This is a genomic window from Pseudomonas sp. BO3-4 (assembly GCF_034044115.1).
In the GTDB taxonomy this organism is placed as follows: domain Bacteria; phylum Pseudomonadota; class Gammaproteobacteria; order Pseudomonadales; family Pseudomonadaceae; genus Aquipseudomonas; species Aquipseudomonas alloputida.
On sequence record NZ_CP139018.1, the window covers coordinates 2691768 to 2713959 of the forward strand.

The 22192-nt window shown below is 63.3% G+C and carries 20 protein-coding genes; 13 read left to right on the forward strand and 7 right to left on the reverse strand.

Going from position 1 to position 22192, the window contains the following annotated elements; all coding sequences use genetic code 11:
• Window positions 1-105: 105 nt before the first annotated feature.
• From REH59_RS12455 to REH59_RS12470, 4 genes are read right to left on the reverse strand one after another with little or no spacing between them, the layout of a single operon-like run.
• Complete coding sequence (locus tag REH59_RS12455) at window positions 106-897, reverse strand: ABC transporter permease (protein ID WP_014860445.1); 792 nt, start codon at window positions 895-897, stop codon at window positions 106-108.
• Complete coding sequence (locus tag REH59_RS12460) at window positions 894-1634, reverse strand: ABC transporter ATP-binding protein (protein WP_003254104.1); 741 nt, start codon at window positions 1632-1634, stop codon at window positions 894-896. Before REH59_RS12460 ends, REH59_RS12455 begins: the two co-directional genes overlap by 4 nt.
• A complete protein-coding gene (locus tag REH59_RS12465; protein WP_003254102.1) occupies window positions 1631-2620 on the reverse strand; it encodes a YVTN family beta-propeller repeat protein in 990 nt (329 codons plus the stop codon). Before REH59_RS12465 ends, REH59_RS12460 begins: the two co-directional genes overlap by 4 nt.
• Window positions 2621-2650: 30 nt before the next feature.
• Window positions 2651-3844, reverse strand: coding sequence for an ABC transporter substrate-binding protein (locus REH59_RS12470; RefSeq protein WP_014860446.1), 1194 nt, complete (start codon window positions 3842-3844; stop codon window positions 2651-2653).
• Between the two features lie 150 nt (window positions 3845-3994).
• Here REH59_RS12470 and REH59_RS12475 point away from each other — a divergent pair, with 150 nt between their 5' ends.
• Both REH59_RS12475 and REH59_RS12480 read left to right on the forward strand, forming a co-directional pair.
• The gene (locus REH59_RS12475; RefSeq protein WP_014860447.1) at window positions 3995-5272 is read left to right on the forward strand and encodes a HAMP domain-containing sensor histidine kinase; all 1278 of its coding nucleotides are present in this window, start codon (window positions 3995-3997) and stop codon (window positions 5270-5272) included.
• The gene (locus tag REH59_RS12480; RefSeq protein ID WP_003254098.1) at window positions 5269-5907 is read left to right on the forward strand and encodes a response regulator; all 639 of its coding nucleotides are present in this window, start codon (window positions 5269-5271) and stop codon (window positions 5905-5907) included. Before REH59_RS12475 ends, REH59_RS12480 begins: the two co-directional genes overlap by 4 nt.
• 205 nt (window positions 5908-6112) lie before the next feature.
• On the opposite strand, the gene REH59_RS12485 is transcribed toward REH59_RS12480, so the two are convergent.
• The gene (locus tag REH59_RS12485) at window positions 6113-6772 is read right to left on the reverse strand and encodes a pentapeptide repeat-containing protein (protein ID WP_003254096.1); all 660 of its coding nucleotides are present in this window, start codon (window positions 6770-6772) and stop codon (window positions 6113-6115) included.
• 66 nt (window positions 6773-6838) lie between these two features.
• Window positions 6839-8734, reverse strand: a complete 1896-nt coding sequence (gene exaA / locus REH59_RS12490; RefSeq protein ID WP_012052783.1) for a quinoprotein ethanol dehydrogenase — start codon at window positions 8732-8734, stop codon at window positions 6839-6841.
• Between the two features lie 254 nt (window positions 8735-8988).
• Here exaA and pedF point away from each other — a divergent pair, with 254 nt between their 5' ends.
• The 11 genes from pedF to REH59_RS12545 all read left to right on the forward strand — a co-directional run bounded on the left by pedF (window position 8989) and on the right by REH59_RS12545 (window position 20512).
• On the forward strand, window positions 8989-9450 hold the full coding sequence (gene pedF / locus REH59_RS12495) for a cytochrome c-550 PedF (protein ID WP_014860448.1): 462 nt from the start codon (window positions 8989-8991) through the stop codon (window positions 9448-9450).
• A gap of 5 nt (window positions 9451-9455) precedes the next feature.
• Complete coding sequence (locus REH59_RS12500; RefSeq protein WP_012052781.1) at window positions 9456-10331, forward strand: substrate-binding periplasmic protein; 876 nt, start codon at window positions 9456-9458, stop codon at window positions 10329-10331.
• Between the two features lie 8 nt (window positions 10332-10339).
• Window positions 10340-11101, forward strand: coding sequence for a quinoprotein dehydrogenase-associated SoxYZ-like carrier (locus REH59_RS12505; RefSeq protein ID WP_014860449.1), 762 nt, complete (start codon window positions 10340-10342; stop codon window positions 11099-11101).
• A 38-nt stretch (window positions 11102-11139) separates the two neighbouring features.
• Window positions 11140-12063, forward strand: coding sequence for a quinoprotein relay system zinc metallohydrolase 1 (locus REH59_RS12510; RefSeq protein ID WP_128573679.1), 924 nt, complete (start codon window positions 11140-11142; stop codon window positions 12061-12063).
• A gap of 195 nt (window positions 12064-12258) precedes the next feature.
• On the forward strand, window positions 12259-14046 hold the full coding sequence (gene pedH, locus REH59_RS12515; RefSeq protein WP_004576475.1) for a PQQ-dependent alcohol dehydrogenase PedH: 1788 nt from the start codon (window positions 12259-12261) through the stop codon (window positions 14044-14046).
• 162 nt (window positions 14047-14208) lie between these two features.
• Window positions 14209-15729 (forward strand): aldehyde dehydrogenase family protein, encoded by a 1521-nt coding sequence (locus REH59_RS12520; RefSeq protein WP_014860451.1) that lies wholly within the window; start codon window positions 14209-14211, stop codon window positions 15727-15729.
• A gap of 231 nt (window positions 15730-15960) precedes the next feature.
• Complete coding sequence (gene pqqA, locus REH59_RS12525; protein ID WP_003243383.1) at window positions 15961-16032, forward strand: pyrroloquinoline quinone precursor peptide PqqA; 72 nt, start codon at window positions 15961-15963, stop codon at window positions 16030-16032.
• 51 nt (window positions 16033-16083) lie between these two features.
• Complete coding sequence (pqqD, locus tag REH59_RS12530) at window positions 16084-16356, forward strand: pyrroloquinoline quinone biosynthesis peptide chaperone PqqD (protein WP_003254087.1); 273 nt, start codon at window positions 16084-16086, stop codon at window positions 16354-16356.
• 89 nt (window positions 16357-16445) lie between these two features.
• Window positions 16446-17609, forward strand: coding sequence for an alcohol dehydrogenase-like regulatory protein ErcA (gene ercA, locus REH59_RS12535; RefSeq protein ID WP_004576476.1), 1164 nt, complete (start codon window positions 16446-16448; stop codon window positions 17607-17609).
• The gene (locus REH59_RS12540; RefSeq protein ID WP_014860452.1) at window positions 17593-19263 is read left to right on the forward strand and encodes a PAS domain-containing hybrid sensor histidine kinase/response regulator; all 1671 of its coding nucleotides are present in this window, start codon (window positions 17593-17595) and stop codon (window positions 19261-19263) included. Before ercA ends, REH59_RS12540 begins: the two co-directional genes overlap by 17 nt.
• 634 nt (window positions 19264-19897) lie before the next feature.
• Entirely contained in the window at window positions 19898-20512 is a 615-nt protein-coding gene (locus REH59_RS12545) for a hypothetical protein (RefSeq protein WP_121783333.1), read from the forward strand.
• A 136-nt stretch (window positions 20513-20648) separates the two neighbouring features.
• Here REH59_RS12545 and REH59_RS12550 read toward each other — a convergent pair whose 3' ends face one another.
• Window positions 20649-21998 carry a D-serine ammonia-lyase gene (locus tag REH59_RS12550; RefSeq protein ID WP_180688269.1) on the reverse strand — a complete coding sequence of 450 codons (1350 nt, stop codon included), beginning with the start codon at window positions 21996-21998 and terminating at the stop codon, window positions 20649-20651.
• Between the last annotated feature and the right edge of the window lie 194 nt (window positions 21999-22192).

Genomic DNA, 22192 nt, shown 5'->3' on the forward strand with positions numbered 1-22192 from the left:
GCGCAGCAGCCCCGGCAATGGGTGCGGTGCAGCTGAAATCTAGGGGTCGCTTTGCGGCCCAATCGCGACACAAGGCCGCTCCCACACGCGTTACACGCCAGGTTTTCAGCGCGGCTTGCGCAGCGCTGCATGCTGGGGGTTGAAGGTGAGGATCGCCAGCAGGGTGAACAGCCCGGTCAAGCCCAGGCACACCGCCAGCGCCAGCAGGTTCAGCCGTTCATAAAGTGCAAACCGCACCAGCTCTACGGCATGGGTGAACGGGTTCCCAGCACACAGCCAGTACAACCACTGGCTGGCCTCGCGCATTTTCCACAACGGGTACAGCGCCGACGACAGGAAGAACAGCGGGAAGATCACGAAGTTCATCACCCCGGCGAAGTTCTCCAGCTGGCGGATGGCGTTCGACAGCAATAGCCCCAAGGCACTGAGCATGAAGGCCACCAGCAGCAACGCTGGCAGCGCCATCAGCAGGCCTGCAGCCGGTGGCTGTACCCCGTATAACCAGGCGATGGCGAGGAAGGCATAGACTTGCAGCAGGGAAATCAATGAAGTTGCCAGCAGTTTGCTGCCCAGCAGGAACGGGCGTGGCAGCGGGCTGGTCAGCAACACGCGCATGCTGCCCATCTCGCGGTCGTAGACCATCGACAATGAGCCCTGCATGCCGTTGAACAGCAGAATCATGCAGGCCAGGCCGGGGATGATGTACACCTCGTAGGGGATGTAGGTGTCGTAGGGCTCGATGATGGCAATGCCCAGCGCTGCGCGAAAGCCGGCAGCGAACACCAGCAACCACAGCAGCGGGCGTACCAGCGCGCTGAGCAGACGTGTACGCTGCAGCACGAAGCGCAGCCATTCGCGCAGCATGATGCCGTTGAAACATTGCCAGTAAGCGTTCATCGGGCGTTGGCTCCTGAGGGGGCGTTGGTCAAGCGGGCAAAGGCGTGATCGAGGTCACCGCCGTGCTCAAGGCTCAGCGCATCGGCGGTGCCACTGGCCACCAGGCGCCCCTGATGCAGAATCAACAAATCATCGCTGGGCTGCACTTCGTCCAGCAGATGAGTGGCCCACAGCACACTGAGCTGCTGCTCGCGGCACAACCGGCGCAGGTGCTGGTTAAGCGCCAGGCGGCTGGCCGGATCGAGGCCGACGCTGGCTTCGTCCAGCAGCAGCAGGCGCGGTTCATGCAGCAGCGCGCGGGCAATTTCCACCCGCCGCCGATGGCCGATGTTCAGCTCACGCACACGATCGCGCCGGCGTTCACCAAGGCCTTGGCGGGCCAGTTCGGCTTCGACCCGCAGGTGGCTCTGACGCCGCGACAGGCCATGCAAGGCGGCGTGGTAGCGCAGGTTCTGCTCAACGCTCAGGTCCAGGTCCAGGGTGCTTTGCTGAAACACCACGCCCAGTTGGCGCAAGGCCGGGCGTGCAGCGTTGCGTAGCGAGCAGCCACACACGCGGATGTCGCCATGCTGCAGGTCGTACAGGCGCGTGAGCAGGGCGATCAAGGTCGATTTGCCGGCACCATTGGGGCCCAGCAATGCGGCGAAGCGCCCAGGTGCCAGGCTGAAACCGACCTGCCTGAGTGCCTCGCGCTGGCCATAGGCAAAGCTCACGTCACTGACGTCGAGGGCATTCATGGTGTCACCACCACGCCCCAGGGGTAGCGCCCGACCTTCACCGACTTGAGCACTTTGAGCTGCTTCACATCGATGACCGAAACGTCACCGCTGACACCGTTGGTGGCCAGCAACTGGCGCTGGTCCGGGGTGAATGCCAGCTGCCAGACCCGCCGCCCGACCAGCAGGTAGTCGAGCACATCAAAGGTCTTGGCATCGATCACCGCCACGTGGTTGGCCGGGCCCAAGGCGACGAAGGCGTACTTGCCATCGGCGCTGAGCTTGATGCCCACTGGCTGGACTTTGTCCGGGTGCACGCCCTTGATCTGGAAGTTCAGGGTTTTCAGCACCTGGCGCGTGGCCACGTCAAGTATGGTCACCGTGCCGCCGATTTCTGCCGAGGCCCACAGGCGCGAACCGTCTTTGCTGAACTCGACGAAGCGCGGGCGCTGGTCGACCAGCGTGCTGTCGGCCAGGGTCTGGGTGCTGGTGTCGATCCAGTGCAGCATGTTGGTGGTTTCACTGGTGTTGACCGCCCACTTGCCGTCAGGGCTGACCGCCATGCCTTCGGGTTCGATGCCGACTTCGATCTGCCCGAGCACCTTGTCGGTGACGGTGTCGATCACTGTCACCAGCGCATCGTCCTCGTTGGACACATACAGCCAGCGGTCGTTGGGGTGCAGGGCGAACTGCTCGGGGTCCTTGCCGGAAGGCAGCTCCTTGATGATCTTGCGTGTGGCCACGTCCATCACCTGCACCCGGTCCGAATCGCTGGCGCAGATGTACAGCAGCTTGCTGTCGTGTGACAGCAGCAAGCCACGCGGGCGCTGGCCCACCGGCAGGGTTTCGGTGACTTCCAGCGTTTGCAGGTCGATCAGGCTGAGGCTGTTGTCCTTCTCGTTGGAGACCCAGGCGGTGGCAGCCATGGCGTGACTGCTGGCCAGCGCCAGGGCGCCCGACAGCAGGCTGGGGTAAAGCAGGGCCCGGTGGAAGAGGGGGCGGCGCATGGCGGATTCCTTATTGTTGTGGTTGTCGGGTCAGGGGTAGCTACACGTCACTTCGGGCTTGTCATAGCCCAGGCTGTCCATTTCGTTGAAGGGATGCAGGAAGCCCTCCTGCGGCGAGGTGCTGACCAGGGCGCGGGGCTGAACCAACGGGATCGGCTGGCGCAGTTCGCCGTTCCACGGGCGGTAACTGAGCTTGCGCCCCTTGAAGCCGTCCAGCGGCAACTGCTCGCTGAGCAGCAGTTGCTGCAGCGCGCGAGGTTCGGCCAGGCGCAGCTTGCTGGCCGCACTGGCGACACTGCGCACAGCCATCCAGGCGGCGAAGTCACGGTCATTCATCCAGCGCCCGGCCTGGGCCTCGAAGCGTTTTTGCAACTGCGCCGCCCCGAAGGTTTCCACCGTCTTGTGCCAGCCCGTGGGGGTCAGGCCCTGGGTACCGGCCACCGGGCGTGGATACCACGTCTGGTAGGGCAGGTACTCGCCGAAGTCACCGCGCTCGTCGGCCACCAGTACCACGTCGTATTCGGCAGTCTGGGTGAACAGCGGCATGTCGGCCTGGGCGCTGCGGCGCTGGTCGTTGTCGAACGTCCAGGTTTTTTCCGCGACCAGTTGCACGCCAAAACGCTTCACCGACCGCCGCAGGGCAGCGGCGTACGCCTGATCGTCCGGGGTCTGGCCGACCACCAGCAATGCCCGTTGCCATTTGCGCAGCACCAGAAACTGCGCCAAGGCATCGGCCAGCATGGCCCGGCTCGGCAGGCTGTGCAGGACATTGCCCAGGCACTGGCTGCTGCGCAGGCTGTCGTCGGGGCTGCCGGCGTTGAACAACAGGCTGTCGGGCAGGGCGGCAGACAGCGCGCGCAGGCTGGCGGCCGGGGCATTCACCACGAACAGGCGCAGGCCTTGTTCATGCTGGGCCCTGGCGGCTTGCAGCAGGGCCTCGGGGCTGTCGACATTGGCGCTGGTCAGCTGAAACTGCTGCTTCAGGAAGCGCCCGGTGCTGTTGCTGTCGACAATGGCCAGTTCGGCACCTTGGAGCCCGGCATCGCCGGGTTCGGGGATGACGTTGGACAGCAGCGGGCCAGCGGCGGGGCGATAGCCCAGGTAGCCGATGCGTATGTGCAACGGGGCTGCGGCCTGGCCCTGAGCGGCGGGCGCCTGGGGCGTAGCCAGCGTTGCGGCCAAGGCCAGCAGGCAGGTCAAGGCAAGGTGGGCAGGCTGGCGCATAACACACTCCACGGCAGATGGCGCCAGCATAGGAAGCCCGCCGGGAGGGGGGAATATGCAGAAAGTAGCGCTCGGCCGGTACCAAGGTAGTAATTCAGTGCGGGGGCCGCAGTTTTACGATGGTCCACAACGGCCTGAGGAGAACCGCTTGTGCGCCTTGTCAACTTGTCGGCCCTGTGGCGAGTCAACCTCTGGGTCACGTTATGCTTCGCCTTGGTGACGCTGGCTTGTGCCGGGGTGCTGTTGCACCAGGCGGTGGCCGACGTCGAGCGTGAGTTGCAGTCAGCCGAAGCCGTGGTGGCATACCTGGGCGACACCGCCGAACGCGACCCGGCAAACCTGCAGCCCGGCTTGACCAAGAACCTGCGCCATGTGCGGGTGCATTGGCTGGCAGCGGGTGAGGTGCCAAGGCTGCCGCAAGAGGCCGGTATGGATGCCTGGCTCGGCCGCCAGTTGTTCGGCGAGCGCTACCACAGCAGCCGGCTGCTGGACTTGAGTGATGGCCGCCGCGTGTTGATTGCCGTGGATGCGCGGGATGAAATCGATGAAGTCTGGGACTCCCTGCAACAACTGCTTGTCGTTTGTGGCCTGGCGTTGTTGCTGAGCTTGTTGACCATCCGCTGGGCGGTACGGCGGGCCATGGGCCTGCTGGATGAGCTGCTGGGCGCCTTGCATCAGGTTTCAGGCGGGCAATTGACGGCACGCCTGCGCGAAGCCGGCCTGCCGGAAGCGCGCCAGCTGGCCAAACACTTCAACCGCATGGCCGCAGCCCTGGAGCAGGCCCAGGCCGACAATGCCCACCTGACCCAGGCCCTGCTGGCGGTGCAGGAGCAGGAACGTACCCAGCTGGCGCAGACCCTGCACGATGATCTGGGGCAATACCTGGCAGGCATGCGTGCCCAGCTATGCCTGCTGCGTATGGTGGCCGAACAGCCTGAAGTGGTGACGCAGACGGCGCAGGCCCTTGAATTCAATTGCGAGCGCCTGCAGCAGGGTTTTCGCGCGCTGGTGCACAACTTGTATCCGGTGGCGCTGCACTACATGCCGTTGGCCGAGGCCTTCGGGCTGTTGGTGAGCCAGTGGCAGGCCAGCCAGGGCATCGAATGCCGGCTGCGGGTTGGCGAGCACTTGCCGGCGCTGCCTGGGGCGAGCAGAACGCATTTGTACCGCTTGCTGCAGGAGGCGTTGACCAACGTCGCCCGGCATGCCGGTGCCAGCCAGGTGCGGGTGCGCCTGCAGCGCAGTACCAAGGGCTTGCGCCTGTTCATTCGCGACAACGGCTGCGGCGGGTGCCAGCCCCAGCGCCCAGGGGTAGGCCTGCACTCGATGGCCGAGCGCGCCCGCAGCCTTGGGGGGGAGTTACGCATTTTCAGTCGCCCGGGCGGTGGCTGGGCGCTGGCCCTTAACATTCCCGAGGAGGTGCGATGAATATCGTGTTGGTCGATGACCACGCCGTGGTCCGCCAAGGCTACGCCAGCTTGCTGCGGGCGGTGCTGCCATTGGTGCAGGTGCGTGAGGCCGCCAGTGGTGAAGAGGCGCTGGCCAGGGTACAGGAGCAGGTGCCCAACCTGGTGATCATGGACTTTGGCCTGCCCGGTATCAGTGGCCTGGAAACCACCCGCCGCCTGCGCCAGCGCCTGCCGCAGTTGCGAGTGCTGTTTTTCAGCATGCACGATGAGCTGCCGCTGGTGCGCCAGGCGCTGGATGCGGGGGCCTCGGGCTATCTGACCAAGAACTCGGCGCCCGAGGTGCTGATCGAGGCGGTGCAGCGGGTGTTGGCCGGGCATGCCTACATCGAGCAGCCCCTGGCCACCCAGCTGGCTTGCCTGTCACAGCAAAGCACCAGTGACCCCCGGTTGCAGCGCATGACCCAGCGCGAACTGGAGATATTCACGATGCTGGCCAAGGGCACCCCGGCGCGGGTGATTGCCGAGCAGTTGTGTATCAGTGCCAAGACCGTGTCCAACCACCTGACCTTGCTCAAGAGCAAGTTGCAGGTCAGCTCGCATGCCGAGCTGGTGCATCTGGGGATTGACCTGGGGGTGGTGCGGGTGGCGGGGTGAGGTATTTCATTGCACCTGTTGGGGCTGCGTCGCAGCCCTCCGCGCACAACGGAATGTGTCCAGCCCCCGACATGTGTCCACCCCCGAATCAGGCGTAGGAGCGGGTTTACCCGCGAATACGGTAGCGGCAGCAACAGTGAACGGCAGGTGGAAATTGGCCAGCAGGCCCGGCCTTTTCACGGGTGAACCCGCGCCTACAGGCCGCTCATTTGTCCCAGGTTTCAGGGCACCCCTTGCACCCCTCCATGTTAGCCTCCTGAAAATTCCCGTAATGCTGCCGCGCCCCGCGCAAATCGGCGTGTGCCAGGTTGCTCTGGCCAAACTTGGCCTCCTGCAGGTTGGCATCGCCCAGGTTGGCCGCTTGCAGGTCGGCCTTGCTCAACCAGGCCATCTCCAGGTCCGCCGCCTGCAAGTTGGCCTGCTGCAGCTTTGCCCCGGACAGCCTGGCGAACTGCAGGTAGGCTGCGCGCAGGTCCGCCTTTTCAAACTGTGCACCCTGGGCGAACAAGCCCCAGCCTTGAATGGCCACCAGCCTGCTGTTGCTCAGGTCAGCCAGGCGCAGATTGCTCTGTTGCAGGCTGGCGCGGGTCAGGTTGGCACCTTGCAGGCGGGCTTTTTCCAGATTTGCCAGGTCCAGCTGGGCATGACGCAGGTCGGCATCGCGCAGGTCGGCACCGGCCAGGTTCATCTTGCGCAGGTCCTGGTTGGCCAGGTTGGCGCCGCGCAGGTTGGCCCCCGGGCACTGGCTGGCTTCGGCAATCACACAGCCGTTGATGGTCAAGGGGGTATCGTTGCCGGCGTCGTCGGCGCTCACTGCCAAGGCAGGGGATAGCGCCAGCAGCAAGGTAAAGGGCAGGTAATTCATGGCAAAAGCCTCTGGGCAGGAGAAGGGCAGAAACGGGGAGGGGCGCAGGCCGCTCCCCGCTGCAGGTCAACGCTGTGCAGTCTTGTTGTCCCAGCTCGGGATCTTGAACACCCAGAACGAGCCACCCTGAGCCACCGGTTTGGTCAGCTCGGCCATGTCGCCGCCCCACAGCGGTACTGCACCGCCGTAGCCCACGGTCACGCCGATGTACTGCTCGCCGTCCTGCTCCCAGGTGATGGGCGGCGAGACGATGCCGCTGCCGGTCTGGAACTTCCACAGCTCTTTGCCCGTCTTGGCGTCGAAGGCCTTGAAGAAGCCGTCGCCGGTACCGGTGAACACCAGGTTGCCCTTGGTCGCCAACACCCCGGCCCATAACGGCAGGTGCTCCTTGTGTTCCCAGACCAGCTTGCCGGTGGTCGGGTCCATGGCGCGCAACGTGCCGACGTGGTCGTCGTACATGCGCTTGATACGGAAGCCCATGCCCAGATAAGCCGAGCCCTTCTTGTAGTTCACTTCCTCGGTCCAGTATTCCTCTTTCCACTGGTTGCCGGGGATGTAGAACAGCCCGGTGTCCTGGCTGTAGGCCATGGGGTTCCAGTTCTTGCCGCCCAGGAACGGTGGCGAGACTTCCACCGGCTTGCCCTTGGTTTCACCCGGCAGCGGCTTGGCCGGGCGTTGGCCGGGGTTTTCCACCGGGCGGCCGGTCTTCAGGTCGATATGGCTGGCCCAGGTGATGTTGTCGACGAAGGGGAAGGCGTTCTGCAGCTTGCCGTTGTTGCGGTCGACCACATAGAAGAAGCCGTTGCGGTCGGCGTGGGCGGTGGCCTTGACCACGTTGCCGTTCTTGTCCTTGTAGTCGAACAGCACCAGCTCGTTGTTGCCGGAGAAGTCCCAGGCATCGTTGGGGGTGTGCTGGTAGAACCACTTGACCTCGCCGGTACTCGGGTCGACGCCGACCTGGCCGGAGGTGTACAGGCTGTCGAAGTCATGCGGGTTGCCGTCTTTCGACGTGCGCGCCCAGGTATTCCAAGGGCCGGGGTTGCCAGCGCCGACAATGATGGTGTTGGTTTCGGGGTCGAAGCTCGCGCTTTGCCAAGGGGCTCCGCCGCCGTGGCTCCAGGCTTCGACCTTGCCGGTTTCGGTGGTAGGGTCGTCTGGCCAGGACGGCGCCTTGACGTCACCGGTCGGGGTGCTGTCCTTGCCGTTCAGGCGGCCCATGTGGCCCTCGACGAAGGGCCGCATCCACACTTCTTCGCCGGTGTCCGGGTCGCGTGCGAACAGCTGGCCGACCACGCCGAATTCATCGCCGGAGCTGCCGTGGATCAGCAGCACCTTGCCGCTGGTCTTGTCCTTGATCAGCACTGGCGCACCGGTCATGGTGTAGCCGGCGCTGTGGTCGCCGAACTTCTTGTTCCACACCACTTTGCCGGTGCGCTTGTCGAGGGCGATGACACGCGCATCGAGGGTGCCGAAGTAGATCTTGTCGCCGTAGATCGCCGCCCCGCGGTTGACCACGTCGCAGCAGGGACGAATGTTGTCGGGCAGGCGGTGGTTGTAGGTCCACAGGCGTTTGCCGGTCTTGGCATCGAGGGCGAATACCCGTGAGTACGAGCCGGTGACGTAGACCACGCCATCGCTGACGATGGCCTGGGATTCCTGGCCGCGCTGCTTCTCGTCGCCGAAGGAGTAGGACCAGGCCGGGGTCAGCTTGAACACGTTCTTGTCATTGACCTGGGCCAGCGGGCTCCAGCGCTGGGCATTGGTGCCCATGCCGTACTGCAGCACGTCCTGGGTGGTCAGGTGGTCATTGGCGATGTCTTCCCAGGTGACGTTCTTGCCGGCAGGTGCAGCGGGTGTGCTGGCCGCTGTTGCCACATTGCCCAGGGCCAGGCTACCGGCTATCAGCAGGACGCGCACGCTCAGGGCCAGAGGGGAAAGGGCGGGTAGCGATCTTATTGTCATGGTTGCAGTTCCCAGTGGAGGTTTTGGCCTGCACAGGGTGGGGCGCAGCGGCCATCGCGGGATACGGAAAAAGTCCCGCCCTTGCCGGGAATAGTTCCCGCACGGCACCTCAATTGGCCCTTCGCCACAAGCCCTACTACCAAGGGATTAAGGCCCGGCCACCAAAGCAGCATTCGGCCGCCCGCGGGCTGTTTCTAAGATGGCGGCACGGCCTCTGTGGTTGAGGCTTTGTGTGCAATGGTGAGGGCATAACAATGACAACAAAATGCAATGTGTTGCTGGCTGCTGGGTTGCTGGCCGCAGCCGTGCTGACCGGTACAGCCTGGGCCCATGGCAACGTGGTGCCCCAGGCAGTGGAGACCAAGGGCCTGACCCCGATCAAGGACACTGGCGTGAGCCTGGACGGCGACGGCTGGGCCGCGGTCAATCCGTACCGCAGCTCGCCCGAGCACGAAAAGGCCGTGGAAATCGGCGCCTCGGCCTACAACCAGAACTGCGCTGCCTGTCATGGCCTGGAGGCCAAGTCGGGTGGTATCGCCCCTGACTTGCGCATGCTCGATGCGGGTGATGCTGGCGATGAATGGTTCGTCGAGCGGGTACGCCACGGCGCGGTTCGCGACGGCCGCGTGTACATGCCGAAGATGGCCGACTACCTCAGCCAGGAAGCCCTGTGGGCGGTGCGCACCTACCTCGACAGCGTGCACGTCGAGGAGTGACGGCCATGCGTCTGTGGGCGGTGCTGTTGAGTGGCCTGCTGCTGTGTTGCGCGGCGGCCCAGGCGCAGGTGCGCAACTATGACGCGATCATCGCCGCCGGCGAGCTCAAGGTGGCAGTGTACAAGGATTTCGCCCCCTACAGTTTCCAGGACCACGGCCAGCCGCGTGGTGTCGATGTGGAGCTGGCGCAGGCCCTGGCCACGGCCTTGGGGGTACGCCTGCAACTGATCTGGGCGCCACCCGGAGAAAAGCTCGACGATGACCTGCGCGACTACATCTGGCGTGGCAGCCCGCTGCGTCATCAGCAATTGGCCGACCTGATGATGCGGGTGCCTTACGATCGCGCCTACGCCCAGCGGCGCAACGAGCTGGGGGAGCTGGAAAACGCCCAGGTGGTGATGTTCGGCCCCTATCAGCAGGAGCGTTGGCAGGTGGCCTACGATCGCCGTCGCCTGGCCTCGGTGGCCAGTGTCGCGGTATTCCAGCAGCATCCTATCGGGGTCGAGGTGGACAGCGTGCCGTCGTTTTACCTGACATCGGTGTTCAACGGCATGCTCAGCGCCAGGACCCACCATTACCCCAGCGTGCAGCAAGCTTTCGCTGCCATGCAGGCCGGCCAGGTGGACGCAGTGATGGCGATGCGCGGCGAGGTTGACTGGCAGCTGCACCAGGCCGCCGACCCGCAACTGGCCTTGGCAGAAAACGCCTACCCGAACCTTGGCAAACAGGCCTGGGAAATCGGCATGGCTGTGCATGAAAGCAACCGGCAGCTGGCCTATGCCGTGGAGGAGGCCATGGAAGCGATGATTCGCGATGGCCGGCTCAAGGCGATGTATGCCGCATACGGCCTGCGTTACGAGGTCCCGGAGATGTATCAATAGGAGTGGCCATGAACTGGCGAGCAACTTTCCTGCTGGCCTGCTGGATGCCCTGGGCCGCCCAGGCTGCGACACAAGGCACCCACACAGACCCGGTGCCTTCTGTGATGTGGGACTTCTACCACAAGCAGTTGCTGGGGCAGGCGGCGTTCGTGTTCGATGACCGTGTGAAGCTGCTGGCGCCGCCCTTTGCCGAGGACGCACGGCAGGTGCCGCTGGAGATCGACGCCCGGGCATTCGCTGGCGAGGTGGTGCGGATAATCGCCTGGGCCGAACTCAACCCTCTGCCGCGCATCGTCGACTTTCAGCCCGGCGAGCGCGTATTGCCCTGGTTGTCGATCCGCATCCGCATCGAACAGGCCACACCGTTGCGCGCCGCCGTACTGACACGCGATGGCCTGTGGCACGTCGGTTCAACCCTGATCGATGCTGCCGGCGGCGGTTGTACCGCACCCAGCGTGGTGCGCACCCAGCCCGGCTGGGAGGAGCACCTCGGGGAGGTGCTGGGCGGGCGCTACCCGCGTGGCGACAGCAGCCGCCTGCGCCTGCAGGTGGCCCACCCCATGGATAACGGCCTGGTCAGCGGCATTCCTGAGTTCTTTCTCAACCATGCCGAGTTGCAAGGTGCAGATGGCCAGCGCCTGGCCAGCCTGGAGCTGTACCCGGCGGTCAGCGAAAACCCCAACCTGGGCTTTGACATTCAGGGCCCCGGGCCAACACGGCTGCTGTTGCAGGACAACAGCGGCAACCAGTTCGAGGCGGCGCTGCCCTGAGCGCGTTGTCTGATTTCACCCTGACCCGAGGCACCGCCATGCGTTGGATCCTGCTGTTGCTGCTGTGCCTGGGGCTGCCGGCCCAGGCTGATCTGGCGTACCGGCTTACCCCCCGGCAGATCGCCGAGGGCACCTGGTTGCTGGAAGGCAGCACCGACAATTTCGCCAAGGCCAATGGCGGCAATGTGGTCAACACCGCGTTCATCGTCACCGACAGCGGTGTGGTGGTGATCGACAGCGGGCCGTCGAAGGGCTATGGCGAGGCATTGCGCAAGGCAATTGCCACCCTCACCGACAAGCCGGTAGTGGAGGTGCTGCTGACCCATCATCATCCTGACCATGTGCTGGGCAACCAAGCCTTTGCCGATGTGCCGATCGGTGCCCTGGCCGGCACCCGCGACCTGCTGCGCCAGCAAGGCGATGCCATGGCCGAGAACATGTATCGCCTGGTCGGCGACTGGATGCGCGGTACCGAGGTGGTGCTGCCGACCCAGGTGCTGCAGCCGGGCGTGCATGAGGTGGGTGGGCACCGCCTGAGGTTGCTGGGCCTGGGCGGGCATACGGGGGCCGACCTGGCGATTTTCGATGAAAAGACCGGCGTGCTGTTTGCCGGCGATCTGGTGTTCTACGAACGCGCCCTGACCACGCCCAACAGCCCGGGGCTGGACGTGTGGCTCAAGGACCTGGATACCCTGCAGGCACTGCCCTGGAAACAGCTTGTACCCGGGCATGGCCCCTTGGCCAGTGATGCGCAGCCGTTCGTGCAGATGCGTGACTACCTGGGCTGGCTCGATGGCCTGATGCGTGATGGCGCGGCGCGCGGTGACGACATGGCTGAGATGATCCGCAGCCCCATTCCCGAACGGTTTGCCGGGATCAGCCTGACGCGTTATGAGCTGATCCGCAGTGTCAGCCACCTGTACCCGCGTTACGAGCGCCAGCAGTTGCAGCGCTTGCCATGACATTTACGGTGCCTGTGAGCCCCTGCGCCGTCCGTGCCGCGCTCTATGGCTGCCCCCGTCCATCGCTCAGGCCCCTACCAAGGAACTAGAAAACTCCGCACTGCGGGCAATTGTTGGCAATCGGGTCGGGACCAAGAATTCCCGGCACACCGGGAAATTTTCCCGGGCACAACAAAAAAACCAAAGGTAGCCGTCATGACCCGATCCCCACGTCGCCCCTTGTTCGCCGTGAGCCTGGTGCTCAGCGCCATGCTGCTTGCCGGCGCGGCGCACGCCGCTGTCAGCAATGAAGAAATCCTCCAGGACCCGAAGAACCCGCAGCAGATCGTGACCAATGGCCTGGGCGTCCAGGGCCAGCGCTACAGCCCGCTGGATCTGCTCAACGTCAATAACGTCAAGGAGCTGCGCCCGGTCTGGGCGTTTTCCTTCGGCGGGGAGAAGCAGCGCGGCCAGCAGGCCCAGCCGCTGATCAAGGACGGGGTGATGTACCTGACCGGCTCCTACTCGCGGGTGTTCGCCGTGGACGCCCGCACCGGCAAGAAACTGTGGCAATACGATGCACGTCTGCCGGATGACATCCGCCCTTGCTGCGACGTGATCAACCGCGGCGTCGCACTGTACGGCAACCTGGTGTTCTTCGGCACGCTGGACGCCAAGCTGGTGGCCCTGAACAAGGACACCGGCAAGGTGGTCTGGAGCAAGAAGGTCGCCGACCACAAAGAAGGCTACTCCATCAGTGCCGCGCCGATGATCGTCAATGGCAAGCTGATTACCGGCGTTGCCGGCGGCGAGTTCGGCGTGGTGGGCAAGATCCAGGCGTACAACCCGGAGAACGGCGAGCTGCTGTGGATGCGCCCCACCGTGGAAGGGCACATGGGCTATGTGTACAAGGACGGCAAGGCGATCGAGAACGGTATTTCCGGCGGTGAGGCGGGCAAGACCTGGCCTGGCGACCTGTGGAAGACCGGCGGCGCCGCGCCGTGGCTGGGCGGTTACTACGACCCTGAAACCAACCTGATCCTGTTTGGTACCGGTAACCCGGCCCCGTGGAACTCGCACCTGCGCCCCGGTGACAACCTGTACTCCTCCTCACGCCTGGCACTGAACCCGGACGACGGCACCATCAAGTGGCACTTCCAGAGCACGCCGCATGACGGCTGGGACTTCGACGGCGTCAACGAGCTGATCTCGTTCAACTACAAGGACGGCGGCAAGGAGATCAAGGCTGCCGCCACGGCCGACCGCAACGGTTTCTTCTACGTGCTCGATCGCACCAACGGCAAGTTCATCCGCGGCTTCCCCTTCGTTGACAAGATCACCTGGGCCACGGGCCTGGACAAGGACGGCCGGCCGATCTACAACGACGCCAGCCGCCCGGGCGCACCCGGCAGCGAGGCCAAGGGCAGCTCGGTGTTTGTCGCGCCGGCCTTCCTCGGCGCCAAGAACTGGATGCCGATGGCCTACAACAAGGACACAGGGCTGTTCTACGTGCCGTCCAACGAGTGGGGCATGGACATCTGGAACGAAGGCATCGCCTACAAGAAAGGTGCGGCGTTCCTCGGCGCCGGTTTCACCATCAAGCCGCTCAATGAAGACTACATCGGCGTGCTGCGCGCCATCGACCCGATCAGCGGCAAGGAAGTGTGGCGCCACAAGAACTACGCGCCGCTGTGGGGCGGTGTGCTGACCACCAAGGGCAACCTGGTGTTCACGGGCACGCCAGAGGGCTTCCTGCAGGCATTCAACGCCAAGACCGGCGACAAGGTCTGGGAATTCCAGACCGGCTCAGGCGTGCTTGGCTCGCCCGTCACCTGGGAAATGGACGGTGAGCAATACGTTTCGGTGGTCTCCGGCTGGGGCGGCGCGGTGCCGCTGTGGGGCGGCGAAGTGGCCAAACGGGTCAAGGACTTCAACCAGGGCGGCATGCTCTGGACCTTCAAGTTGCCCAAGCAGTTGCAACAAACGGCAAGCGCCAAGCCATAACGCCTGCCTACTGCCGCTTGCTGCCGCTGATCGGTGGCAAGCGGCCCTACTACCAAATGACGAGAGCCCCGCTGCCAACGATGCATTCGCCCGGCACGCGGGGCTTCTTACCATCGGTGCATCGCCTGTCGTGGGACAGGCACCGACCCGCAGAGGCTCAGCATGATCTACGCACAACCCGGAACTCCAGGCGCCGTCGTATCCTTCAAACCCCGTTATGGCAACTTCATCGGTGGCGAGTTCGTGCAGCCGTTGGCTGGCCAGTACTTCACCAACAGCTCGCCGGTCAATGGCCAGCCGATTGCCGAATTCCCGCGCTCCACGGCCCAGGACGTCGAGCGCGCCCTGGACGCCGCGCATGCCGCCGCCGAAGCCTGGGGCAAGACCTCGGTGCAAGACCGTGCGCGGGTACTGCTCAAAATTGCCGACCGCATCGAACAGAACCTGGAAGTGCTGGCGGTTACCGAAAGCTGGGACAACGGCAAGGCCATACGCGAAACCTTGAATGCCGACGTGCCGCTGGCAGCGGACCACTTCCGCTATTTTGCCGGTTGCATCCGCGCCCAGGAGGGTAGCGTAGGCGAAATCAACGAAGGTACCGTGGCTTATCACATCCACGAGCCGCTGGGTGTGGTGGGGCAGATCATCCCGTGGAACTTCCCGCTGCTGATGGCCGCCTGGAAGCTCGCCCCGGCCTTGGCCGCTGGCAACTGCGTGGTGCTCAAGCCCGCGGAACAGACGCCGCTGTCGATTACCGTCTTTGCCGAACTGATCGCCGACCTGTTGCCGGCAGGCGTACTGAACATCGTCCAGGGCTTTGGCCGTGAGGCCGGCGAGGCGCTGGCCACCAGCAAGCGCATTGCCAAGATCGCGTTCACCGGGTCCACCCCGGTGGGCTCGCACATCATGAAGTGCGCGGCCGAGAACATCATCCCGTCCACCGTCGAACTGGGTGGCAAGTCGCCGAACATTTTCTTCGAAGACATCATGCAGGCCGAGCCGGCATTTATCGAGAAGGCTGCCGAAGGCCTGGTGCTGGCGTTCTTCAACCAGGGCGAGGTGTGCACCTGCCCGTCACGGGCGCTGATCCAGGAGTCGATCTACGAACCGTTCATGGCCGAGGTGATGAAGAAGATCGCCAAGATCACCCGCGGCAACCCGCTGGATACCGAAACCATGGTGGGTGCCCAGGCGTCCGAGCAACAGTACGACAAGATCCTTTCGTACCTGGAGATTGCCCGGGAGGAGGGCGCGCAGCTGCTCACCGGCGGTGGTGCCGAGCGGCTGCAGGGTGACCTGGCCAGCGGTTACTACATTCAGCCAACCCTGCTCAAGGGCAACAACAAGATGCGCGTGTTCCAGGAAGAAATCTTCGGGCCAGTGGTGGGCGTGACCACCTTCAAGGACGAAGCCGAAGCGTTGGCGATCGCCAACGACAGTGAATTCGGCCTGGGCGCCGGCCTGTGGACCCGCGACATCAACCGCGCTTACCGCATGGGCCGCGGGATCAAGGCCGGGCGCGTGTGGACCAACTGCTACCACCTGTACCCGGCGCATGCGGCGTTCGGGGGGTACAAGAAGTCCGGTGTTGGCCGTGAGACCCACAAGATGATGCTTGACCATTATCAGCAGACCAAGAACTTGCTGGTGAGCTACGACATCAATCCGCTGGGCTTCTTCTAAACCGCGTCGCGGCCTTCGCGGACTCGCCCGCTCCCACAGGTTCACCGCTGGTTCCAGAACCGGTGCAGAGCCTGTGGGCGCGGGTTTGCCCGCGAAGAGGCCGGCACACGTAACGGCCTACCCGTACCAACGCACCCCGCCAGCTCGTTCCAAAGTAGCATTCGGTCCGGTCCGCCCCCGTGCATTAATGCTTCTACCGGAATCCTCCGGCACAAGAAGAGGACTTGCCCTATGTGGACTAAACCCGCCTATACCGACCTGCGCATTGGCTTCGAAGTGACGATGTATTTCGCCAACCGTTGATGACGGCCCGGCCATCGCCACGGTGGCCGGATCCTCCTGGAGCATGTGCCTGTGAACCTGATTGATCGCCAGCAAGCCCTTGCCTTGGGGCGAGGCTTGCGCCTGGACTGGGAGCCACAGAAGGCTTGCCACGTGCTGTTGTACGCCGGGGGCATCATCGAGCTCAATGCCAGTGCCGGCTGGGTCCTGGCGCTGCTGGACGGCCACAGTACCGTGGCAACGGTCATCGACCGCCTGGCACAACGCTTCCCCGATGTACCGGGGCTCGAGGAGGACGTACTGGCGTTTCTGGAGGTGGCCCGCGCCAAATCCTGGATAGAATGACCGGTAGCCCCGCTTTGGTCTGGTTGCTTTCGTGGTGGGATGCTTTACGCTGGCGGTTATCTTCCAGAACAATAAGAACAGGCTTACCGATGAGCCAGAGTTTCAGCCCCCTTCGCAAGTTCGTATCGCCTGAAATCATCTTTGGTGCCGGCTGCCGGCACAATGTGGCCAATTACGCCAAAACCTTCGGTGCGCGCAAGGTACTGGTGGTCAGCGACCCTGGCGTGATCGCGGCCGGCTGGGTGGCGGATGTGGAGGCCAGCCTGCAGGCCCAGGGTATCGACTACTGCCTGTACACAGCGGTGTCACCCAACCCGCGGGTCGAAGAGGTGATGCTCGGCGCCGAAATCTATCGGCAGAACCACTGTGACGTGATCGTCGCCGTCGGTGGCGGCAGCCCGATGGATTGCGGCAAGGCCATCGGCATCGTGGTGGCCCATGGGCGCAGCATCCTCGAATTCGAGGGCGTGGACATGATCCGCGTGCCCAGCCCGCCGCTGATCCTGATCCCGACCACCGCCGGCACCTCGGCGGACGTGTCGCAGTTCGTGATCATTTCCAACCAGCAGGAACGCATGAAGTTCTCCATCGTCAGCAAGGCGGTGGTGCCGGACGTGTCGCTGATCGACCCGCAGACCACCCTGAGCATGGACCCGTTCCTGTCGGCCTGTACCGGCATCGATGCGTTGGTGCATGCCATCGAGGCCTTCGTGTCTACCGGCCACGGGCCGCTGACCGATCCCCATGCGCTGGAAGCCATGCGCCTTATCAATGGCAACCTGGTGGAGATGATCGCCAACCCCACCGATATTGCACTGCGTGAAAAGATCATGCTCGGCAGCATGCAGGCGGGGCTGGCGTTCTCCAATGCGATCCTGGGCGCAGTGCACGCCATGTCGCACAGCCTGGGCGGCTTCCTCGACTTGCCCCATGGCTTGTGCAACGCGGTGCTGGTGGAGCACGTGGTGGCGTTCAACTACAGCTCGGCGCCGGAGCGTTTCAAAGTGATCGCCGAAGTGTTTGGTATCGACTGCCGCGGTCTCAATCACCGGCAGATCTGCGGTCGGTTGGTAGAGCACCTGATTGCCCTGAAGCGTGCCATCGGCTTCCATGAAACCCTGGGCCTGCACGGGGTGCGCACGTCCGATATCCCGTTCCTGTCGCAACACGCGATGGATGACCCGTGCATCCTCACCAACCCCCGTGCGTCGAGCCAGCGTGATGTCGAGGTCGTTTATGGCGAGGCCCTCTGACGAGCAGCAGCGGGCGTTGGCCGGGCTGCTGGGGCTGGGTGACCACTCGGCGCGCAAAAGCCATTACCCGGAGCTGTCCGCCCGCCTGGACGAACTGGAAGCCGAACGCAACCGTTACAAATGGCTGTTCGAAAACGCCGTGCACGGTATTTTCCAGGCCAGCCTTCAGGACGGCATGCGTGCCGCCAACCCGGCGTTGGCGCGCATGCTCGGCTATGACGACCCGCAATCGGTGCTGTTTTCCCTGACGGACCTGGCCGCCAACCTGTTTGACGGCGGTGCCGAGGAGTTACAGGCCATTACCGCAGTGCTTGCCCGTGAGCACAGCCTGCACGGCTACGAAACCCGTTTGCGGCGCAAGGACGGCAGCCATCTCGATGTGCTCATGAACCTGCTGCTAAAACCCGGCCATGAAGGGCTGGTGGAGGGGTTCGTTGCCGACATCACCGAACGCAAGCTGGCCCAGCAACGCCTGCAACAGCTCAATGACGAACTGGAGCAACGGGTCGCTGCGCGTACCGATGAATTGCTGGAGGCGCGCGATGCTGCTGAAGCTGCCAACCGCAGCAAGGACAAATACCTCGCCGCCGCCAGCCATGACCTGCTGCAACCGCTGAACGCCGCCCGCTTGCTGATCTCGACCTTGCGCGAGCGGCCATTGCCAGAGGCCGAGCATGTGCTGGTGGAGCGGACCCACCAGGCCCTGGAGGGCGCGGAAGACCTGCTGACCGACCTGCTGGACATTTCCCGGCTCGACCAGGCGGCGGTAAAGCCGGATGTGGCCGTGTACCGCCTGGACGAGCTGTTCGCGCCGCTGGTCTCGGAGTTCAGCTCAGTGGCCGATGCGGCGGGCCTGAAGCTGCATGCGCGCATCCCGGACTGTGCCATCAGCACTGACCTGCGACTGATGACACGTATCCTGCGCAACTTCCTCAGCAACGCCTGCCGCTACACCGACGAAGGCCGGATCTTGCTGGGGGCGAGGCGCCGCGGTGGTCATTTGCGGCTGGAGGTGTGGGATACCGGGCGGGGCATAGCGCAGGATCGGCTGCAGGCCATATTTCTCGAGTTCAACCAGCTGGACGTTGGCCGCGCAGCGGATCGCAAGGGCGTTGGCCTGGGGCTGGCCATCGTCGAGCGGATCGCCAAGATTCTCGGTTACCGGATTGAGGTACGTTCGTGGCCGGGGCGTGGTTCGGTGTTCAGCATCGAGGTCCCGCTGGGTAAAGAGGTGCCGCTGGCCGCTCACCAGGTTGTGCCGCTGCCAAGCGTCGGCAACCCGCTACCGGGCCGCCGCCTATTGGTACTGGACAACGAAGTGAGCATCCTCGAGAGCATGGGCGCGCTGCTTGGGCAGTGGGGCTGCGAAGTGGTGACCGCGACCGACCAGGCAGGTGCCTTGCTGGCCTTGCAGGGGCAGGCCCCGGAACTGATCCTGGCCGACTACCACCTGGACCATGGCGTGGTGGGTTGCGAGGTGGTCAGGTATTTGCGTGAGCATTTTGCGGTTGCCATACCGGCGGTGATCATCACCGCCGACCGCAGCGATCAATGCCGGCGGGGCTTGCAGAAATTGGGGGCGCCGCTACTGAACAAACCTGTGAAACCCGGGAAACTGCGGGCGGTGTTGAGCCAGTTGCTCTTGGTGCATTGATTGGGTAGCGGTTCACCGCTGAACAGACAATGCCAGCTAGTCGATGAGCATCGACTGTGCGATGGTCCTGTTTTAACCACCCTCTTTAGCTGCCGAATGGCCTCGGGGGTGGCAGCCAACAAACTGCGAACATTGAAATAGAGCACTTAAATGGCCTGTCGCGAAGTTTGGATCCACGGGCCTTTAAAACTTACCATTCGGTCAGAATGCAAGCAGTTAGCAAACTAACTAATACGGCTTTAAATACCGCTGGTCGGTGCTTTTGCTCAAGAAATGAACGATTTGCCAGCGAGTCGTTCCTATTTGCCAGCAAGTGTGTTCTTCCAGCACCGCACTTCGCACCTCTCCCCAGAACGTATGGACGTTCAACTTGATCTGCATGGCAGGGATGCTCACGGGGCTTCTTACCTCTGACAATGGAGTAACGCCATGCCCAACCGGGGCTCAACGGTTGAGCCACTGTGCGCAATCGAGTAACCATTCGCTGTTTCAATTAACGATATGAATTTGGTCTTCCCAGTGCGATCAGGCCGTACGCATGCTTGTTGCAAGGCCATCTAGCGCTGATGCATTACGTGGAGAATTCGACGTGGAGTTTAATACAATTATTAGCCTGTTCGGGCAGAAAGAATCCATGGAGTTGGTGCGGTTGTCGGTCATTTATGTTCATTTACTGGCCTGTTGTATCGCCATCGGCCTGGTATTTACCAGTGATGCCGAGATGGTCAGGGACTTGTTGAAGGGGCATCAAAAGGCCTGCCATGACGGTAAGCACATGGCGCGATTGCAGGCGTCTGTTGCCAATGCCTTGATATTCTTGTGGCTTACCGGTGCCGCGGTCATTGGTATCGATTACCTTGAAAAGGGCATGAGTTATTTTGCCAATCCCAAACTTCACGCCAAGGTCATTATTGTCTTGCTCCTGACCTTCAATGGCATGTTGTTGCATCGTTATGTATTACCTGCCTTGCTCAAGGCCGGTTCTTTGCTTGACCTGAATATAGGCGTGCGGATGTTTGCCCTGTTTTCTGGTGCACTGTCAGGTGTTTCCTGGTTATATGCAGCGATGCTGGGCGTCGGTCGGCCACTGGCCTGGAAGTATTCGCTGACCGAGTTGCTGTTGGCCTATCCGGTGATGATCCTGCTTGGCTTTGCCCTGATGGCCGCACTGACCCAGTGGGCGCGAAAACGCACCATGGCCAAAGCGACGCCAGCACCTGTCTGGCCGCTGGCGGGCATTCCTTGCTGATGGCCTGAGGCACTGCGACGGCGCCACGAACCGCAAACCTGGTTTGCGGCGCCGTTGCAGTGCCTGATGTGATTCAGCACGGCAAGCGTGCAACGCTTCCATGATCCGTTGCATGACTGCGAACCGGCGATCGCGGTTACAGGTTTGCCTGCACGCTGCGCCCTTTGGCCAGATAGGCGTTGAACTCATCTTCCGGCACCATGCTGCCCCCCGTTCCCCAGACGAGGTGTGTAGCCTGCTGCAGCTGGGTTGGGGTGAAGCCCTGGCGAGCCAGGTACTCGCCGGCTTGCAGCACCCGTAGCATACCGGGTACGCCGGCCAGGGCAGAGGGTTCCAGTTTGACCTTGTCCTGCTCATGGGCGATGACCATCAAGCGGTACAGCTCTTCGTCGGTCACGGTGTAGTAACCATCGATCAGCCGCTGCATGGCTTTGCCGACAAACCCTGATGGGCGGCCGACCGCCAGGCCGTCTGCTGCGGTGATGTTGTCGATGCCGAAGTCCTGCACGCAGGTTTCATCATGCAGGCCGGTATAGACACCCAGCAGCATGCAGGGGGAGTGGGTGGGTTCGGCAAAGATGCAGTGCACCGCATCGCCGAACACCAGCTTCAGCCCGAATGCGACACCGCCCGGGCCGCCCCCTACGCCGCACGGCAGGTAGACGAACAACGGGTGATCTGCGTTCACCTGGATGCCAGCCTGGTCGAATTGCCGCGCCAACCGTTCGGCGGCGACGGCATAGCCGAGAAACAGCTGTGGGGAGTTTTCGTCGTCGACAAAATAACAATTGGGGTCTGAAGCCGCCTGCTGGCGACCCTGCTCGACCGCTACGCTGTAGTCGCACGCGTGTTCTACCACGGTCACGCCGTTGGCCCGCAGCTTGTCCTTCTTCCATTGCCGGGCGTCTGACGACATGTGCACGCTCACCTTAAAACCCAGCTTGGCGCTCATGATGCCAATCGACAGCCCCAGGTTGCCGGTTGAACCCACGGCGATCGTGTACTGGCTGAAGAATGCGCGGGCCTGGTCGCTCGCCAGTTTGGTGTAGTCATCCGTTGGCGTGATCAATCCGGCCGCCAGGGCCAGGTCTTCGGCATGCTTGAGCACTTCATGGATACCGCCCCGGGCCTTGATCGAACCGGAGATGGGTAGGTCACTGTCCGCCTTGAGCCACAGGCTGCCTGCGTTCTGCAGTGATCCTTCTTCGACAAGCACCCGGCGCAGCTGTGGCAGCGGGATGACAGGCGACTCGATGACCCCGCCGGCAGCGGCTGTTTCGGGGAACACAGTGGCCAGGTAAGGCGCGAACCGCTGCAGCCGCGCGCTGGCCGCTTGCACGTCGGCCGCCGTCAGGCCCACGTCGTGCAGGGCTTCTGCAGCCTTGGCGATACCAGGGTTGAACCAGCTGGTCTGCTTCAGGGCAACCAGCTCGGCGATGATCGGGTGGCTTTGTTGCCAGGCTTCCAGGGTTTTTCCGTGAATCATGATTTCACCTGCAGTGCAGTCTGTAGGCCGCCAGCAGCAGTCTCGTGACAGGGGGGAAGGCGCAGGATAACCCACGGAGTTTCGAACATTACACATTGGTTTTACTGAGGTGTTGCCTGTACCGGCCTGTTCGCGGGCTCGCCCGCTCCCACAGGCCATCACAGCCTTCAAGGCTTGCACAGTACCTGTGGGCG